Source organism: Saccharothrix variisporea, from assembly GCF_003634995.1.
Classification (GTDB): domain Bacteria; phylum Actinomycetota; class Actinomycetes; order Mycobacteriales; family Pseudonocardiaceae; genus Actinosynnema; species Actinosynnema variisporeum.
On record NZ_RBXR01000001.1, the window covers coordinates 6,359,089 to 6,376,091 of the forward strand.

General features: G+C 71.7%; 17 protein-coding genes. 11 read left to right on the forward strand and 6 right to left on the reverse strand.

The genetic code is table 11. The annotated features are described in order from the left end of the window. Positions 1 to 33: 33 nt before the first annotated feature. On the reverse strand, positions 34 to 1,050 hold the full coding sequence (locus DFJ66_RS28980; protein ID WP_121231885.1) for a HAMP domain-containing sensor histidine kinase: 1,017 nt from the start codon (positions 1,048 to 1,050) through the stop codon (positions 34 to 36). An 11-nt stretch (positions 1,051 to 1,061) separates the two neighbouring features. Beyond that, positions 1,062 to 1,733: a response regulator transcription factor gene (locus DFJ66_RS28985; protein WP_121225707.1), complete on the reverse strand. Its 672-nt coding sequence runs from the start codon at positions 1,731 to 1,733 to the stop codon at positions 1,062 to 1,064. A 56-nt stretch (positions 1,734 to 1,789) separates the two neighbouring features. On the opposite strand from DFJ66_RS28985, the gene recD2 reads away from it, so the two are divergent. The 4 genes from recD2 to DFJ66_RS44530 all read left to right on the forward strand — a co-directional run bounded on the left by recD2 (position 1,790) and on the right by DFJ66_RS44530 (position 6,452). After that, positions 1,790 to 3,985, forward strand: coding sequence for an SF1B family DNA helicase RecD2 (gene recD2 / locus DFJ66_RS28990; protein ID WP_246029941.1), 2,196 nt, complete (start codon positions 1,790 to 1,792; stop codon positions 3,983 to 3,985). A gap of 95 nt (positions 3,986 to 4,080) precedes the next feature. Further along, the gene (locus DFJ66_RS28995; RefSeq protein WP_121225709.1) at positions 4,081 to 5,088 is read left to right on the forward strand and encodes an RNA polymerase subunit sigma-70; all 1,008 of its coding nucleotides are present in this window, start codon (positions 4,081 to 4,083) and stop codon (positions 5,086 to 5,088) included. Beyond that, entirely contained in the window at positions 5,085 to 5,711 is a 627-nt protein-coding gene (locus DFJ66_RS44525) for an MFS transporter (RefSeq protein WP_246029942.1), read from the forward strand. The genes DFJ66_RS28995 and DFJ66_RS44525 overlap by 4 nt, the downstream gene beginning before the upstream one ends. A 6-nt stretch (positions 5,712 to 5,717) precedes the next feature. Then, positions 5,718 to 6,452, forward strand: coding sequence for an MFS transporter (locus tag DFJ66_RS44530; RefSeq protein ID WP_246029943.1), 735 nt, complete (start codon positions 5,718 to 5,720; stop codon positions 6,450 to 6,452). 85 nt (positions 6,453 to 6,537) lie between these two features. On the opposite strand, the gene DFJ66_RS29005 is transcribed toward DFJ66_RS44530, so the two are convergent. Further along, positions 6,538 to 7,098 carry a TetR/AcrR family transcriptional regulator gene (locus DFJ66_RS29005; RefSeq protein WP_246029944.1) on the reverse strand — a complete coding sequence of 187 codons (561 nt, stop codon included), beginning with the start codon at positions 7,096 to 7,098 and terminating at the stop codon, positions 6,538 to 6,540. 64 nt (positions 7,099 to 7,162) lie between these two features. Between DFJ66_RS29005 and DFJ66_RS29010 the strand changes: the two genes are divergently transcribed. Then, on the forward strand, positions 7,163 to 7,621 hold the full coding sequence (locus DFJ66_RS29010; RefSeq protein ID WP_121225713.1) for a cupin domain-containing protein: 459 nt from the start codon (positions 7,163 to 7,165) through the stop codon (positions 7,619 to 7,621). Positions 7,622 to 7,746: 125 nt separating this feature from the next. Beyond that, positions 7,747 to 8,331, forward strand: coding sequence for an NADPH-dependent FMN reductase (locus DFJ66_RS29015; protein WP_121225715.1), 585 nt, complete (start codon positions 7,747 to 7,749; stop codon positions 8,329 to 8,331). Between the two features lie 45 nt (positions 8,332 to 8,376). Here the strand turns inward: DFJ66_RS29015 and DFJ66_RS29020 are convergent, their stop codons facing one another. Next, positions 8,377 to 9,192, reverse strand: a complete 816-nt coding sequence (locus tag DFJ66_RS29020) for a MerR family transcriptional regulator (protein WP_211351355.1) — start codon at positions 9,190 to 9,192, stop codon at positions 8,377 to 8,379. 214 nt (positions 9,193 to 9,406) lie between these two features. On the opposite strand from DFJ66_RS29020, the gene DFJ66_RS29025 reads away from it, so the two are divergent. After that, positions 9,407 to 11,146: a M14 family zinc carboxypeptidase gene (locus DFJ66_RS29025; protein WP_246029945.1), complete on the forward strand. Its 1,740-nt coding sequence runs from the start codon at positions 9,407 to 9,409 to the stop codon at positions 11,144 to 11,146. Between the two features lie 533 nt (positions 11,147 to 11,679). Here DFJ66_RS29025 and DFJ66_RS29030 read toward each other — a convergent pair. Further along, a complete protein-coding gene (locus DFJ66_RS29030) occupies positions 11,680 to 13,326 on the reverse strand; it encodes a glycosyl hydrolase family 18 protein (protein WP_121225721.1) in 1,647 nt (548 codons plus the stop codon). Positions 13,327 to 13,596: 270 nt separating this feature from the next. Between DFJ66_RS29030 and DFJ66_RS29035 the strand changes: the two genes are divergently transcribed. The 4 genes from DFJ66_RS29035 to DFJ66_RS29050 all read left to right on the forward strand — a co-directional run bounded on the left by DFJ66_RS29035 (position 13,597) and on the right by DFJ66_RS29050 (position 16,333). Further along, positions 13,597 to 14,697 carry a serine hydrolase domain-containing protein gene (locus tag DFJ66_RS29035; protein ID WP_121225723.1) on the forward strand — a complete coding sequence of 367 codons (1,101 nt, stop codon included), beginning with the start codon at positions 13,597 to 13,599 and terminating at the stop codon, positions 14,695 to 14,697. Positions 14,698 to 14,761: 64 nt separating this feature from the next. Next, positions 14,762 to 15,340: a DinB family protein gene (locus DFJ66_RS29040; RefSeq protein ID WP_121225725.1), complete on the forward strand. Its 579-nt coding sequence runs from the start codon at positions 14,762 to 14,764 to the stop codon at positions 15,338 to 15,340. After that, on the forward strand, positions 15,337 to 15,825 hold the full coding sequence (locus tag DFJ66_RS29045) for a DUF2716 domain-containing protein (protein ID WP_121225727.1): 489 nt from the start codon (positions 15,337 to 15,339) through the stop codon (positions 15,823 to 15,825). Before DFJ66_RS29040 ends, DFJ66_RS29045 begins: the two co-directional genes overlap by 4 nt. 4 nt (positions 15,826 to 15,829) lie before the next feature. Next, positions 15,830 to 16,333, forward strand: a complete 504-nt coding sequence (locus DFJ66_RS29050) for a GNAT family N-acetyltransferase (protein ID WP_211351357.1) — start codon at positions 15,830 to 15,832, stop codon at positions 16,331 to 16,333. On the opposite strand, the gene DFJ66_RS29055 is transcribed toward DFJ66_RS29050, so the two are convergent. Continuing rightward, positions 16,330 to 16,992, reverse strand: a complete 663-nt coding sequence (locus DFJ66_RS29055) for a helix-turn-helix domain-containing protein (protein WP_170199722.1) — start codon at positions 16,990 to 16,992, stop codon at positions 16,330 to 16,332. The genes DFJ66_RS29050 and DFJ66_RS29055 overlap by 4 nt on opposite strands. Positions 16,993 to 17,003: the final 11 nt, after the last annotated feature.

Below are 17,003 nucleotides of genomic sequence, written 5' to 3' on the forward strand. Positions count from 1 at the left end.
GGGGCGGTCGCGTGGGTGGTGGTGCGGGGTGTGTCAGGTAGAGGGGAGGGTGGCGCGGATGCGGCAGCCGGGGGCGTCGACCACCGCGATCGTGCCGCCGTGCAGGTCGATGATCCAGCGGGCGATGTTGAGGCCCAGGCCGGTGCCGCCGCCGCCCGCGCGTTCGCCGCGCGTGAAGCGTTCGAAGACCCGTTCCCGGTCCTCCGGGGCGATGCCGGGGCCGTCGTCGGAGACCTCCAGCACCAGGTCGCGGGCCACCCAGGTGGCCGTCACGCGCACCTCGCCGCCGGACGGGCCGTGGCGGGCGGCGTTGTCCAGGAGGTTGACCAGGACCTGGTGGACACGGGCGCGGTCGGCGACGACGGTGGCGGTCGGCGGGCGGACGTCCACGACGAAGCTGGTCGCGGGGGACGCCACCGAGGCCTCGGCGACCACGTCGGCCAGCAGGGGCGCGACCGGGAATTCGGCCAGGGTGAGCTGGTGGGCGCCGGCGTCGATGCGGGACAGGTCGAGCAGTTCCGTGACCAGCCTGCCCAGGCGTTCGGTCTGGGCCAGGGCGGTGCGCATGGTGCGGGCGTCGGGAGCGGCCACGCCGTCCACCACGTTCTCCAGGACGTTCTGCAGCGCCGTGATGGGCGTGCGCAGCTCGTGGGAGACGTTGGCGATCAGCTCGCGGCGCTGCCGGTCGGCGGCGGCCAGGTCGGCGGCCATCTGGTTGAACGCGCTGGCCAGCTCGCCGACCTCGTCGCGGGCGGTGGCGCGGACCCGCTTGCTGTAGTCGCCCCGGCGCATCGCGCGGGCGGCGGCGGTCATCTCGCGCAGCGGGCGGGTCATGCCGTGGGCCAGGACCTGGGAGGTCACCAGGGCGATGACCAGGGCGCCCGTGGTGGTGCTGTAGGGCAGCCAGCCGATGCGGTACCAGAAGAACGAGAACCCCGCCGCGCCCGAGCTGACCAGCAGGATGCCCAGCTTGACCTTGATGGAGCGGACCGGGTCCAGGGGCCTGGGCAGGAAGTCGACGAACGCGCCCACGGCCTTGCGCAGCGTCATCTCGCGCGGCTTCACCGCGGTGCCTCCAGGGCGTAGCCGACACCGTGGACGGTGCGGATCAGGTCCGTGCCGAGCTTGCGCCGCAGCGCCTTGATGTGGCTGTCCACGGTCCGGGTGCCGGTGGCGGTCTCGTTCCAGCCCCACACCTCGCTGAGCAGGCGTTCCCGGGACTGGACCGCGCGCGGGCGCTCGGCCAGGTGCACCAGGAGCTCGAACTCGGTGGGCGTCAGGTGCGCCTCGGCGCCGGCGCGCAGGACGCGGCGCTCCGCCAGGTCGATCTCCAGGTCGGCGACGGCGATCCGGGTCGGGTTGGCTGCCGCCGACCGCTCCACCCGGCGCAGCAGGGCGTGCACGCGGGCGGCCAGCTCGCGGATGGAGAACGGCTTGGTCAGGTAGTCGTCCGCGCCCACCGCCAAGCCCACCAGCAGGTCCGTCTCGTCGCCGCGGGCGGTGAGCATGAGCACCGGCACCGGGCGGTCGGCCTGGATGCGGCGGCACACCTCCAGGCCGTCGAAGCCCGGCAGCATGACGTCCAGCACCACGAGGTCGGCCTCCGCCGCCTTGCGGACCGCGGACGGCCCGTCGTGCGCCAACTCGACCTCGAACCCCTCGGCGCGCAGCCGCGCGGCCACGGAGCTGGCGATGGTCAGGTCGTCCTCGACCACCAGAACCCGGCGTGTCATGGCACCGACTGTAGGTGGCGGCGGTGGAGAGCCCTGGTGAGAGTTGTGAACGTCGTGTGGAGGTCTACGGTGTCGGCGTGGCGGACGCGGTGCTGGAAGCGACCTTGGAGCGGATCACGTTCGCCAACGAGGAGACCGGCTACACCGTGGCCCGCGTGGACACCGGGCGCGGCGGCGGGGACCTGGTCACCGTCGTCGGCGCGCTGCTGGGCGTGCAGCCCGGCGAGTCGATCCGGATGCGCGGGCGGTGGGGGTCGCACCCGCAGTACGGCCGCCAGTTCCACGTGGACGACTACACGACCGTGCTGCCCGCGACGATCCAGGGCATCCGGCGCTACCTGGGGTCCGGGCTGATCAAGGGCATCGGGCCGGTGCTGGCCGACCGGATCGTCACGCACTTCGGGCTCGACGCGCTCGACGTCATCGAGCAGACGCCGGAGCGGCTGATCGAGGTGCCCAAGCTCGGTCCGAAGCGGACCAAGCTCATCGCGGCGGCGTGGGAGGAGCAGAAGGCCATCAAGGAGGTGATGGTCTTCCTCCAGGGCGTCGGGGTGTCCACGTCACTGGCGGTGCGGATCTACAAGCAGTACCAGGACCGGTCGATCGACGTCGTGCGCACCGAGCCTTACCGGCTGGCTTCGGACGTGTGGGGCATCGGGTTCCGGACCGCGGACGTGATCGCGAAGGCGGTCGGCATCCCGCACGACAGCCCGCAGCGGGTCAAGGCCGGGTTGCAGTTCACCCTGTCCGAGGCGACCGGGAACGGCGACTGCTTCCTGCCGGAGAACCAGCTCATCGCGGACGCGGTGAAGATCCTCCAGGTCGACACGGGTCTGGTGATCGAGTGCCTGGCCGAGCTGGTCGCCGAGGAGGGGGTGGTGCGCGAGGTCATGCCGGACGGCGAGGCGGCCGTGTACCTGGTCCCGTTCCACCGGGCCGAGGTGTCGTTGGCGTCGTCCCTGGTCCGGTTGTTGCGGACGGACGCCGAGCGGATGCCGGCGTTCCAGGACGTGGACTGGGACCGGGCGTTCGCGTGGCTGGGGGCGTCGCTGGAGGACAAGCAGCGCGAGGCCGTGCAGTTGGCGTTGACCCGGAAGGTCGCGGTGCTGACCGGTGGGCCGGGGTGCGGCAAGAGCTTCACCGTGCGGTCGATCGTGCGGCTGGCGGTGGCGAAGCGGGCGCGCGTGGTGCTGGCCGCCCCGACCGGGCGGGCGGCGAAGCGGCTGACCGAGCTGACCGGGCACGAGGCCCGCACCGTGCACCGGCTGCTGGAGCTCAAGCCCGGCGGCGACGCGGCCTACGACCGCGACCGGCCGCTGGAGGCGGACCTGGTGGTGGTCGACGAGGCGTCGATGCTGGACCTGTTGCTGGCCAACAAGCTGGTGAAGGCCATCGCGCCCGGGACGCACCTGCTGCTGGTCGGGGACGTGGACCAGCTGCCGTCGGTGGGCGCGGGCGAGGTGCTGCGAGACGTGCTGGCGGCCGGCAGCCCCGTGCCGCACGTGCGGTTGACGCACATCTTCCGGCAGGCGCAGGAGTCCGGCGTGGTGACCAACGCGCACCGCATCAACTCCGGCGACTACCCGCTGGTGCAGGGGCTGCCGGACTTCTTCCTGTTCCCATGCGAGGAAGCCGAGGAGGCGGCGACGCTCACCGTCGACGTGGTCGCCACGCGCATCCCGCGCAAGTTCGGTCTCGACCCGCGCACCGACGTGCAGGTGCTCACGCCCATGCACCGGGGCGCGGCGGGCGCGGGCGCGTTGAACACCGTGCTCCAGGAGGCGCTCACGCCGGCACGGCCGAACCTGCCCGAGCGGCGGTTCGGCGGGCGCGTGTTCCGGGTGGGGGACAAGGTCACCCAGATCCGCAACAACTACGACAAGGGCGCCAACGGGGTGTTCAACGGGACCCTGGGGGTCGTCACCGGGATCGACGTCGTGGAGCAGAAGCTGACGGTGCGGACGGACGAGGATGAGGACGTGGACTACGAGTTCGGGGAACTCGACGAGCTGACCCACGCCTACGCCATGACGATTCATCGCTCACAGGGCAGTGAATACCCGTGCGTCGTCATTCCAATCACGACGAGCGCGTGGCTGATGTTGCAGCGCAACCTGCTGTACACGGCGGTGACGCGGGCCAAGAAGCTCGTGGTGCTGGTCGGGTCGCGCAAGGCGATCGGACAGGCCGTGCGGACCGTGGGCGCGGGTCGGCGCCACACCGCGCTGGACGTGCGGTTGAGCCAGGTCTGAGGGGTCCGCGGCAGCCCCGGGTCACCCGACCGACCACTTTTCGGCGCGGGCGGTGTCCATACCGGTGTGAGGACCACGGGGTGAGAGGAACCACCATGCGACCGACACCCACCGAGGGTGCCGAAGGACTGCTCGCGCTGGCGCGTGAGGGGGACGGCGAGGCGTTCCGGGCGCTCGTCGAACCGCACCGGCGTGAACTGCAACTGCACTGCTACCGCCTCCTCGGCTCCCTCCAGGACGCCGAGGACCTGCTCCAGGAGACGCTGCTGGCCGCGTGGCGCGGTATCGACGGGTTCGAGGGGCGCTCGTCGGTCCGGACGTGGCTGTACCGCATCGCGACCAACCGGTGCCTGAACGCGCTGCGCGCGGCCGACCGCCGGCCGCCCGCCGACTACCGGCCGGAGGTCCCGTTGCCCGAGCCGTCGCACCACCGCGGCGAACCGGCGTGGCTCGAGCCCTACCCGGACCTGCTGCTCGACGGCATCGCCGACCGCGCGCCCGGCCCCGACGCCCGGTACGAGCTGCGCGAATCGGTGTCGCTGGCGTTCCTCGCCGCGCTCCAGGAGCTGCCGCCGCGCCAGCGGGTCGTGCTGGTGTTGCGGGACGTCCTGGGGTTCCGGGCCGCCGAGGTCGCGGCGATGCTCGGCACCACCGAGGACGCCGTGGCCGGCGCGCTGAAGCGGGCACGCGGGACGATGCCGGCCGCGCCGCCCCCGCCCACGTCCGTCGAGCCGCGGGTCGTGGCGGACTTCGTCCGGGCGTTCGAGGCGGGGGACGTGGAGGCGGTCGTGGCGTTGTTGAGCGACGACGTCCGGCTGAGCATGCCGCCGCTGCCGTTCGTGTACGAGGGCGTGGCCGACGTGCGGCGCTTCCTGACCGCCGTCGCACTGCGCGAAGGGCGGCGGCACGTGCTCGTGCCGACCCGGGCGAACGGTCAGCCGGCGTTCGGCGCCTACGTGGCCGACGCGCCCCTGATGCGGGCGCACGGGGTGCTGGTGCTGACCGTGGCGGGCGACCGGGTCGCCGGGGTGACGCGGTTCGTCGACAACTCGCTGCTGCCCGCCTTCGGGCTGCCCCGGTCGCTGCGCGGGGGGCTGCGATGACCGTCGTGCAGCGGTGGGTGCTGGGGCTGGCGTCGCTGGCCTCGTTCATGATGGCGCTGGACAGCATGATCGTGACGACGGCGCTGGCCACCATCCGGGAGGACCTCGGGGCGTCGGTCGAGGCGCTGGAGTGGACCGTCAACGCCTACAACCTGACCTTCGCGGTGCTGCTGCTGACCGGGGCGGCGCTGGGTGACCGGTTCGGGCGGCGGCGGGTGTTCGTGGTCGGGCTGGCGGTGTTCACGCTGGCGTCGGCGGCGTGCGCGGTGTCGCCGGACATCGGGGTGCTGATCGCGGCGCGGGCCGCGCAGGGCGTCGGGGCGGCCCTGGTGCTGCCGCTGTCGTTGACGCTGGTGTCGGCGGCGTTCCCGCCGGCGCAGCGCGGGCGGGCGATGGGGCTGTACCTGGGGATCACCGGGCTGGCCACGTTCAGCGGGCCGTTCGTCGGCGGGGCCGTGGTGGCCGGGTTGGCCTGGCAGTGGATCTTCTGGCTGAACCTGCCGATCGGGCTGGTCGCGATCGTGCTGACCACGCGGCGGGTCGCGGAGACCCGGGGTGCCGCCCGGCCGTTGGACGTGGTCGGGGTGCTGCTGGTGACGGCCGGTGCGCTCGGTGTGGTGTAGGGGCTCGTGCGCGGGAACGCGGCGGGCTGGGGGAGTGCCGAGGTGGTGGGCTCGCTCGTGCTGGGCGTGGCGCTGGTCGTGGCGTTCGTGGCGTGGGAACGCCGCACCGCCGCCCCGATGCTGCCGATGCGCTTCTTCCGCCTGCGGGCGTTCGCCACCGCCAACCCGGCGAACTTCTGCGTGTTCGCGTCGCTGTACGGGACGTTGTTCTTCCTGGCGCAGGACTTCCAGTTCGTGCTGGGCGACGGCCCGTTGGTGGCGGGGCTGCGGCTGATGCCGTGGACGGCGACGCTCATGGTGTGCGCCCCGATCGCCGGGCGGCTCGCGGACCGGTACGGGGAGCGGACGTTCGTGGTGACGGGCCTGGTGTTGCAGGGCTTCGGGTCGGCGTGGATCGCGTCCACGGCCGGCGCGGACTACTGGTCGTTGCTGCCCGCCCTGGTGGTCGGCGGGGTGGGGTTGACGATGGCCATGCCCGCGGCGCAGAAGGCGGTGGTGGGGGCGGTCGCGCCGGCGGAGATCGGGCAGGCGTCGGGGGCGTTCATGATGCTGCGGATCCTGGGCGGGGTGTTCGGGGTGGCGCTGGCCGTGGCGGTGTTCGGCGGGTTCGGCGGTTATGCGTCCCGTGACGCGTTCACCAGCGGGTTCACGGCGTCGATGACGGTGGTGGCGGCGTTCGCGCTGCTGGGTGCGGTCGTGGCGCTGGGCATGCCGGGCCGCAAGCCGGTCGCGGTGTCCTAGCCGCGACCTGACGTGGGTCGGCCCGAACCCCCATCCGGGCCGGCCCACATCCCGGTCATTCGGCGCGGCAGCAGGCCCTGGGGCATCAGTCGGCGCGGGGCAGGAGGCCGTGGAGGGCGAGGTCGAGGAACCGCCGCCAGTCGCCGCTGCCGGTCCGGACCACCGCGGACAGGCACCCGACGAGCAGGTAGACGTCGGCCACCGTGCAGTCGTCGCGCAGTTCGCCCGCCGCCCGGTCCCGCGCCACCACCTCGGCCACCACGGCTTCCAGGCCGGCGCGGGCCTCGCCGCGGGGTTCGCTGCCGGCCGTGCCGCGGGCCGCTTCGATCGCCGCCGACAGCCCGCGATCCCGGGACAGCACCTCGCCGACGTGCTCCAGGTAGCGCCGCAGCCCGGCCGGTCCCGCCAGGCACCGCGTCCGGGCGTAGTGCTCGATCTCGGCGAACCGCTGTTCCGCCGCCGCTTCGACCAGCGCGGCCCGGTCGGGGAAGTGCCGGTACACCGTGCCGACGCCGACCCCGGCGGCCCGTGCGACCTCCGGCAGCTGCACCTGGTCGCCGCGTTCGGCGAACAACGCCCGTGCCGCTTCCAGCACGCGCTCCCGGTTGCGCTCCGCGTCCGCCCGCGTCCTGCGCTCCGTTGACACCGCCCGACCTCCCGGCGCTAATGTGGAACCGGAATCCGGTTCCGTTTCGCTGAGAGGATACCCCATGTCGCAAGACCGCTTCGTGCTGCTCGGACCCGGTGAGGTCCGCCCCGGACGCGTCACCCTGCCGCCCGCGTTCGCGGTGAAGGCGATGACCGGCGACACCGAGGGCAGGTTCTCGCTCCTCGAGGTCACCCTCGCCAAGGACATCCCGCGGCACACCCACCACGAGGCCGACGAGTGCATCTACGTGCTCGAAGGCGAACTCGGCATCGACTTCGACGACCAGACCCACGTCGCCGGGAAGGGCGCGTTCGTGATCCTGCCGCACGGGGTGCCGCACGCCCTGCGGGCCGTGTCCACACCACCACCCCGGCTGTTGCAGATCTCCTCGCCCGGCGGCTGGGAGCACTACGTCGAGGACCTGATCGAGGCGGGACCGGCCGTCCTCACCAACGGTTCCCTCGATCCGGTGAAGATCAACCCGATCGCCGCCCGGCACGCCATCACCTACGAGGTCTGACCGCAGGTCGGACTGCAGGTCTGACCGCGTGTCGTGCGTCACGTTCCACGGGTGTCACACCGGGTCTGGAGGCGGGCGTCTAGTGCCCGTCCCAGATACCCGCACCACCCGGAGGAACCACGACCATGATCAACGTCGGCGTCATCATCGGCAGCACGCGTCCCGGCCGCAACGGTGAGCAGGTGGCCCGCTGGGTCCGGGACCTGGCCGCCGACCACGCGGGCGGGGCGGCCCGGTTCCGGCTCGTGGACCTGGCCGACCACCGGCTGCCCCTGCTCGACGAGCCCGTGCCGGCGGCGGCGTCACCGGGGCGGCAGCCGCACACCGTGCGCTGGGCCGAGCAGATCGGGTCGTGCGACGCCTTCGTGGTCGTCACGCCCGAGTACAACACCGCTCCGCCGTCCTCCCTGACCAACGCCATCGACTACCTCCACCGGGAGTGGGGCGGCAAGCCGGTCGCCTACGTGGGCTACGGCGTCTACGGCGCGGTCATGGCGGTGCAGAAGCTGCGTGCGCAGGCGGGCGTGCTGCGGATGGCCGACATCGGGCCCCAGGTGGCGCTGACGTTGCGGGAGGACTTCGTGGACATGGTCGACTTCCGGCCGCGGGAGTTGCACGTGGCCGCCGTGCACCGGATGGTCGACGAGCTGTTGGCGTGGGCACGGGCCCTCACCCCGCTGCGTACGCCCGCCGAGGCCGTGGGGGCGTAGGGGCCGCGCGGCCGGGCCGCCCTGGAGGACGGCCCGGCCGGCGGGTCACTTCACCGGCCAGGCGATGTCGCAGACCTCGTCGTCCGGGCCGGCGGCGTCGCAGTCGGCCCAGTACACCTCGCGCGGCGAGCCGGCCTCCGTCAACCCCTGCTCCTTGATCCACGCGGCCACCGCGTCGTACGCCGACAGGATCTGCGGGTACTCGACCTCGCGGTTCTTCAGCCGCACGTAGGCCTCGCGGTGGGCGGGTTCGACGCGCGCCGGGACCGTCGACGGGGCAGGCTGGGCCGCGATGGGCACGCACACCTCCACCGGACCGTCACCGTCCTCGTTCACCTCGCCGTGGTAGATCGCGAACGGGGCGCCGGACACCCCACCCGCCTCGGCCGCCGCCTTCTCCACCCGGCTCATGGCGGCGGTCATCCACTCGACCAGCTCCGGCTGCAGCACGTGCCGCTGCTCGGTCAGCACGACCTGCTCGGGCACGTCCCGCAGCTGCACCTCGTACATCTCCAGCAACCCCTTCCCTCCGGTCAACACGACGTGGAGGTGGGCGGCCAGGTCCCGCTGCACCGCGAACCGCTGCTCGACCCGCGCCCAGTACGCCGCGAGGACCGCCGCGCGGTCGTCGGCGGCCATCACCCGGGCGACCTCCGCGAGCGGCAGGTCGAGCCGGCGCAGCAGGGCGATCAGCCGGGCGTCGGCGAGCTGATCCTCGTGGTAGCGGCGGTAGCCGTTCGACGGGTCCACCGACGCCGGGCGCAGCAGCCCCTGCCGCTCGTACAGGCGCAGCGCCTTGAGCGACAGGTGCGACCGGCGCGCGAACTCGCCGATGGTGACCAGCATCCGTTCCTCCTCCACGACGTCGACCCTGGGCCGTGCCCCAGGGGCAGGGTCAAGCGTTGCGCCGGATGTCCGCGCGCGCGTCCGCCACCAGGCACAACGGGCGTTCACAGCATGCCCATAAGCAACAGGTATGGCCGGTCGGAGGGTGTGCAACGGTCGGGTTTTGCCCCATCCTCCTGCTCAACCCTGCCTAGGAGGAACAACCGTGAAGTCGACCAGACGTTCACTCGTGACACTGGCGATAGCCGGCGTCACGGCCGCCGCGGTGATCAACGGCGGCGTCCCCGGCACCGCGGGCCCCGCACCCGAGGTGAAGGCCGCCCCCGCCGGCCCCACGTACGTCTACAAGGTCCACGCGCCGCTGGGCAAAGCCGCCCAGGACCTGCTCGGCCGTGGCTTCGACGTGCTGGAGCAGCGCGAAGGCGACAACCTCTTCGTCCTCGGTGACGCGAACACCGGTGACAAGCTGAAGAAGGAGGGCTTCACCACCGTCATCGACGAGGTGCTGCCCGCGCCGCAGTGGGAGCCGCCGCAGCGCAAGTCGCAGTCCCTGGACGCGGCGGCGGCGGAGGAGACGTACTACGGCGGCTACCGCACCGTGAACGCCCAGTACGCGCACCTGGACGCGGTCGCGTCGACCTACCCGACGTTGACCTCGGTGGTCGACTACGGCGACTCGTGGCGCAAGACCCAGGGCTCCGGCGGCTACGACCTGCGCGCCATCTGCATCACCAAGAAGAACTCCGGCGACTGCGCCCTGAGCCCGACCGCGCCCAAGCCCCGGTTCTTCGTGATGGGCCAGCTGCACGCCCGCGAGATCACCACCGGTGACATGGCCTACCGGTGGATCGACCACCTCACCCAGGGCTACGGCACCGACGCCGAGGTGACCGCACTGCTGGACACCACCGAGGTGTGGGTCGTGCCGATCGCCAACCCGGACGGCGTGAACATCGTGCAGCAGGGCGGCAACACGCCGCGCTACCAGCGCAAGAACGCCAACACCACCAACGGTTCCAACTGCTCGGGCACCTCGTCCTCGCAGATCGGCATCGACCTCAACCGCAACACCGACTCCCACTGGGGCGGCGAGGGCACCTCGTCCAACCCGTGCGACCAGACCTACAAGGGTCCGTCGGCGAACTCCGAGGTCGAGACCAAGGCCCTGCAGGCGCTGTGGCGCAACCTGTACCAGGACCGCCGCGGCACCGGCACCACCGACCCGGCGCCCGCCGACACCACCGGTGTCGTGATCTCCATGCACAGCTACTCGAACCTGGTGCTGTTCCCGTGGGGCTGGACGACGTCCTACAAGACCGGCAACGACGCCGCCCTGCGCGGCATGGCGAAGGACATGGCCACGATCGCCGGCGGTTGGCAGTACGGCCAGCCGGGTGAGGTGCTCTACAACGCGGCCGGCGCGACCGACGACTGGGTGTACGACGCGCTCGGCACGGCGTCCTTCGTGTGGGAGATCGGCCCGGGTTCGGGCACGTGCAGCGGCTTCTTCCCGACGTTCTCCTGCCAGACCTCCACGTTCTGGCCGAAGGTCAAGCCGATGCTGCTGTACGCGGCCAAGAAGGCGGCCAACCCGTACGGCGGCGGCGGCACCCCGCCCGGCGGCTGCCCGACCGCCACCAACGCGGACGACGTGACCATCCCCGACAACGGCCCGGCCGTGAGCAGCAGCATCACCATCGCGAACTGCTCGGGCAACGCGTCCTCCACGTCGGCGGTCGAGGTGCACATCAAGCACACCTACCGCGGTGACCTGGTGGTCGACCTGATCGCGCCGGACGGCTCGGCGTACCGGCTGAAGTCGTCCAACAACGACTCGGCGGACAACATCGACACGACGTACACGGCGAACGTCTCGTCCGAGGTGCGGAATGGCACGTGGAAGCTGCAGGTGCAGGACGTGTACTCGGCGGACACCGGGTACATCGACTCGTGGAGCCTGACCCTGTAGGGGGTGCGCGGTTCTTCGGGGGAGGCGGCTCGCCATGGCGGGCCGCCTCTTCGCATGTAAAGACAAATTCACATGTAAAGACGAAAGAGCCTCGCCGGCGGGCAGGCCCCCGGGGGAGGAAGGGCGTCGTGCTTTCCCCGTACGACCTGCCGGAGGCAACCACACTTTGCCAGGGTTGCCAAGAAAAATTGGCTCGTTCCTCGCAAATTTTTGTTGTCAACCCTGGCAAAGCGTGGTTGGGCTGCGCCCAGGCCGTACGGGGAAAGCACGAGGCCCTTCCCGTGGGCGGTGCCGCCTGGGCTGTGCGCCTTCGGCGCGGAAGAGCGGCGCGGCACGTTGGCTTGAGGGTGCAGCGGGCTTGCGGCCGGCGGATGGGACCGGCGGGCCTGCGTTGTGGGCGCGTTTGTGGTGCACCGCGAGGTGGGACCGGCGGGCGTTGTGGTGGGGCGCGTTGGTGGTGCACGGCGGGTGGGTGCGAAAGGGCCCCGCGGGGGAGACGGCCGCGGGGCCCTGTCGGGTGGTGCGTTAGGGCGTTAGCGGAGGCCGTTGCCCATGGCCGTGATCAGTTCGCCGTTCGTCGTGTCGCCCGAAAGCTCCCAGAAGAAGGCGCCGCCCAAGCCCTGTTGCTTGGTCCACGTCATCTTGCCGCCGATGGTGGCCGGGGTGTCGTAGCTCCACCACTGGTTGCCGCAGAACGCGTACGCCGTGCCGGCGACGGTGCCGGTGGCCGGGCACTTGGTCTTGATGACCTTGTAGTCCTCGATGCCCTTCTCGTAGGTGCCGGGGGCGCCGTCGGTGGCGGTGCCGCCCGGGGTTGCCTGGGTGACGCCGGTCCAGCCTCGGCCGTAGAAGCCGATGCCGAGAAGCAGCTTGTTCGACGGGACGCCCTTCGACTTCAGCTTCGCGATGGCCTCGGCCGAGTTGTAGCCCTGCTGCGGGATGCCCGCGTAGGACGTCAGCGGCGAGTGCGGGGCCGTCGGGCCCTGGGCTGCCCAGGCGCCGAAGAAGTCGTACGTCATGACGTTGTACCAGTCGACGTACTGGGCCGCGCCGCCGTAGTTGGCCGCGTCGAGCTTGCCGCCGGAGGAGGCGTCGGCCGGGATGGCGGCGGTGATCAGGTTGCTCGTGCCGAAGCGGGCGCGCAGGGCCTGCATCAGGTTCTTGTAGGCCTCGGGGCCCGAGGTGTCGCAGCTCAGGCCGCAGGCGTTCGGGTACTCCCAGTCGATGTCGATGCCGTCGAACACGTCCGCCCAGCGCGGGTCCTCGACCAGCTTGTAGCAGGACTCGGCGAACGCGGCCGGGTTCTGCGCCGCCGCGCCGAAGCCGCCGGACCAGGTCCAGCCGCCGAACGACCACAGCACCTTGATGTGCGGGTACATCTTCTTCAGCTTGCGCAGCTGGTTGAAGTTGCCGCGCAGGGCGCCCGCGTCCCACGAGTCCGAGGTGCCGTCGACCGACGTGTCCGCGCCGTAGAACTTGTCGTAGTCGGCGTAGGTGTCGTCGTTGGCGGTGCACTTGCCGCCGGTGACGTTGCCGAACGCGTAGTTGATGTGGGTCAGCTTCGCGGCCGAGCCGGAGGTGTGGATGTTCTTGACGTGGTAGTTGCGGCCGTAGACGCCCCACTGCGTGAAGTAGCCCAGGTTCTTGTAGCCGGTGGGCGGGTTCGTGGTCGTGGTGGTCGTCGTGGTGGTCGGCGACGTCGTGGTGGTGCTGGTGGTGGTCGTCGTCGTCGTCGTGGTCGTCGTTGTCGTGGTGGTGGTCGTGGTGCCGCCGCCGGCGTCGCAGGACGCGCCGTTGAGCTTGCAGTTCTGCGGGCCGGAGTACGCGCCCGAGTAGGTGATGTTGAAGCCGAAGCTCGCGGAGGCGCCGACGCCGAGGGCGCCGTTCCAGGTCGGCTTCACGGTCACGTGCTGGCCGCTGGTGGTGTAGCTGCCGTCCCACAGGGAGCCGACCCGGTGGCCGGACGGCAGGTCGAACTCGACGGTCCACGTCGAGATCGCGGCGGAGCTGCCGTTGGTGATCGTGTACTTGCCCTCGTAACCGGTGCCCCAGTCGGAGCCCTTGGTGAAGGTGGCCGCCAGGCCGCCCGCGCCGCTCGCCGCCGGCACCAGGACCAGGCCGAGCACCGTCGTGGCGACCGCCACGACCAACGCTGTGAGATGCCATCGGGTCTTGGACATCGTGCTCCTCGTCAGGGAAAGGAGTGCAGGGTTGAGAAGAACATGTGGTTCAGACCACTTGACGGTCAAGGTCTAGACCACTTGTGTCACTCGAACGGAGTAGTGGATGCGGCCGTGGGAGCGGTTCCACCGTGGCGTGACCACTAAGGGTGGCTACGACGGAAGTCGCGGTCCGGTTCAGTCCTCGGGTGGTCGTGGGCGGGGGTGGGGTCCCACCAGACTCGGGTTCCGGTCAGGCCGTCAGGGGGACGGCCGGTGAGGAGGGGTCTGATGCGCAAGAGGGGAATCGCCCTGGCCGCCGTCGTGGGGCTGGCGGCGCTCGGGGTGGGCGGGACGGCGGTCGCCGAGCCCGTCGAGGCCGGCGGTCGGGTCGACCGGGCGGTCGTCCAGGCGGCGCTGGACAAGCTGACCACCGAGGGCGGCGCGGCCGGGGCCCAGGTCCGGATCACCGATGGTCGGCAGCAGTTCACCGCGCGCAGCGGGGTCGCGGAGCTCGGCGGCGACAAACCGGTGCCGCTGGACGGCCGGTTCCGGGTCGGCAGCATCACCAAGACGTTCGTGTCGACCGTCGTGCTGCAACTGGTCGGCGAGGGCCGCGTGGCGCTGGACGAGCCCATCGGCACGTACCTGCCGGGCCTGGTCCCGGACGGCATCACCGTGCGGCACGTCCTCCAGCACACCAGCGGCCTGTTCAACTACACGCGGGCCCTGCCGCTGGACCCGGCCGGGTTCGAGACCATCCGGTACAAGCACTGGACGCCGCAGGAGTTGCTGGCCCTGTCCACGGCCAAGCCGCTGGACTTCCCGCCCGGCACGTCCTGGAGCTACTCCAACACCAACTACGTCGTCGCCGGCCTGCTGGTGGAGAGGGTGACCGGCAAGCCGTACGAGGAGGCGGTCGAGCGGCGGATCCTGCGGCCGTTGGGCCTGCGCTCGACGTCCGTGCCGGGTGACCGGGTCGGCATCCCCGGCCCGCACGCGCACGGGTACTACCGGGTGGACGGCAAGGACGTGGACGTCACGCGCCTCAACCCGTCCGTCGCGTGGGCGGCCGGCGAGATGATCTCCACCACCGCCGACCTCGACCGGTTCGTCGACGCCCTGCTCGACGGCCGCCTGCTGGCCCCGGCGCAGCTGGCGGAGCTGACCAAGGCGCTGCCGTTCACGAACGGCTACGGGCTGGGCTTCGAGGCGACCGAGCTGCCGTGCGGCGTGACCGTGTACGGCCACGGCGGCGGCATCCCGGGCTACAACAGCTTCCTGGGCAGCACCCGCGACACGAAGACCCGCCTGGCCGCGTCGTTCACGTCGGCACCCGCCGGCGGCAACGGCGCCGGTCTGCAGGAACTGCTCGACGAGGTGTTCTGCTGATCCCGCCCTGTGGTCGCCCCCGGTTTCGCACCGGGGGCGACCCCGTTTCGGCAGACTGTCCGGTATGGACCAGAAGTCGACCCTCCGCCGTTACCTGCAATCCGCGCGCGACGCGATCCTGTGGAAGCTGGACGGCGTCTCCGAGTACGACGCCCGCCGCCCCGTCACCCCGACCGGCACCAACCTGCTGGGCCTGGTGAAACACCTGTCGGCGGTGGAGATCGGCTACTTCGGCGAGAGCTTCGACCGGCCGTTCCCGGAGTCCTTCCCGTGGCTGGCGGACGACGCCGAGCCGAACTCGGACCTGTGGGCGACGGCGGACGAGTCCCGCGAGGACATCGTCGGTCTGTACCGCCGCGTGTGGGCGCACTCGGACGCCACCATCGAGACCCTGGACCTGGACGCGCTCGCCCACGTGGCGTGGTGGCCGGAGGGCCGCAACCGGGTGTCGCTCCACTTCGTGCTGGTGCACGTGATCTCCGAGACCAGCCGCCACGCCGGCCACGCGGACATCGTGCGCGAGACCATCGACGGCGCCGCGGGCCTGCGCAAGGACGCCTCGAACCTGCCCGACGACGACCCGGCCTGGTGGGAGTCCTACCGCGCGAAGCTCGAGCGCGCGGCCCGGGAAGCGTCCGGATGACCGACGAGGAAGTCTGGCACGACCTCGCCCCAGACCTCCAACGCGAACTCCGCGAGGAGTTCGCCGAGGACTTCACCCTCCGCCGGGGTGAGCGCCCGCTGATCGTCCCGCCCGCCCCCGCCGTCACCTGGGATCTGGCGCCGGCCTACGCGGTCGGTGCGGACCGGGCGGTGGCGCAACTGGTCGCGGACGTGCTGCGCGAGTGCACCGAGTACTGGGAGTCCGTGATCGTCCACGACTTCGTGCACGAATCGGTGCTGTACCGGCCGCACCGCGTCACCGACGCCGAGGACGCGGGGGACTGGGAGTCGGTGCTCCTGCCCAACGGCGACTACCTGGTCTTCGTCGCGAAGGACCACTCGTTCGGCGTTGTCGGCGACCACGTCGAGCGGAGTCTCTGCTTCTTCGGCGTGCCGGCGGTGGCGGCCGCGAGGCGGCTGAACAAGGGCGTCCTCACCCGAACCCTCCGAGAGGACATCGGTTAGCACAGTGGAACTCCGGTACCGCCCCATCCGCCCGCACGACGACCTCGACCTCGACGACTCCTTCACCACCACAACGGTCTTCGTCGTCGACCAGGACCCGCACGGCTTCGCGCTGCGCGAAGTCCCGGTGGACCCGCCGTTGCGCAAGGTGTTCCCGCCGGACGACGACGACCTGTCCGGCGAGGGGTTCGTGGCCGAGGACGGTGACATCCGGGGGTTCGTGTCCCTGGAGGTCGAGAGTTGGAACCGGCGGCTGGTCATCCGCCAGATCACGGTCGCCCCCTCCCACCGCGGCCGGGGCATCGGCAGCCACCTCATGGACCTCGCCCTGGACCACGGTCGCCGGCGGCACGCGCGGACCGCCTGGCTGGAGACGTCCAGCGTCAACGTCCCCGCCGTGCGGGCGTACCAGAAGATGGGCTTCCGCCTGTGCGGCCTGGACACCACCCTCTACACGGGCACCCCGGCCGAGGGTGAGACCGCCCTCTACCTGGCCAGACCGCTCTAGCAGGGCGCTGCCTCGGGGTACCGGCCGGCGGCGAAGGCGCCGGGGGCCACGCCCATCGTCGCCCGGAACTCGGCGTGCAGGTGGGACTGGTCGTAGTAGCCCAGTTCCGCCGCCACCCGGGTCCAGCCGCCGGTCCCGCCCGACGCCACCGCCCGGCGCACCCGTTCGACCCGCGCGTACTGCTTGGGCGGCAACCCCACGGCCTCCCCGAACAAGCCACGCAGGTGCCGTTCGCTGACGTGCAGGCGCGCCGCGGCACCCGCGACACCGGAAGTAAGCACCAGCCCCGCCGCCGAGGCGACCAAGGCGTCCGATCGCGGGTCCAGGTCCGCAAGCCGGGACGCCAGCGCCGACCGCAACCCCGCCGGCCCGCCCACGGACACGCCCCACAGCTCGCGCAACGGCACCACCTCGTCCACCAGCGACCGCACGCCCACCCCGAGGACGGCCCGCGCCAGACCCGGCCGCAGCCGCACGAGCAACCGGTGGGCGTCCACGCCGGCGAAGTACCGCCCCCGCGTGCGCGGCCCGAGGACGAACGCCTCCTCCGACCGCGAGCAGAACACCAGCGTCGTGGCCGGGTCGGGGCCGTGCGCCTGCGTGCCGCCGGCCCCGAACCGCTCGACGGCGATGTCCGCCACCCACTCGCTCAGCTCCACACCGACACCAA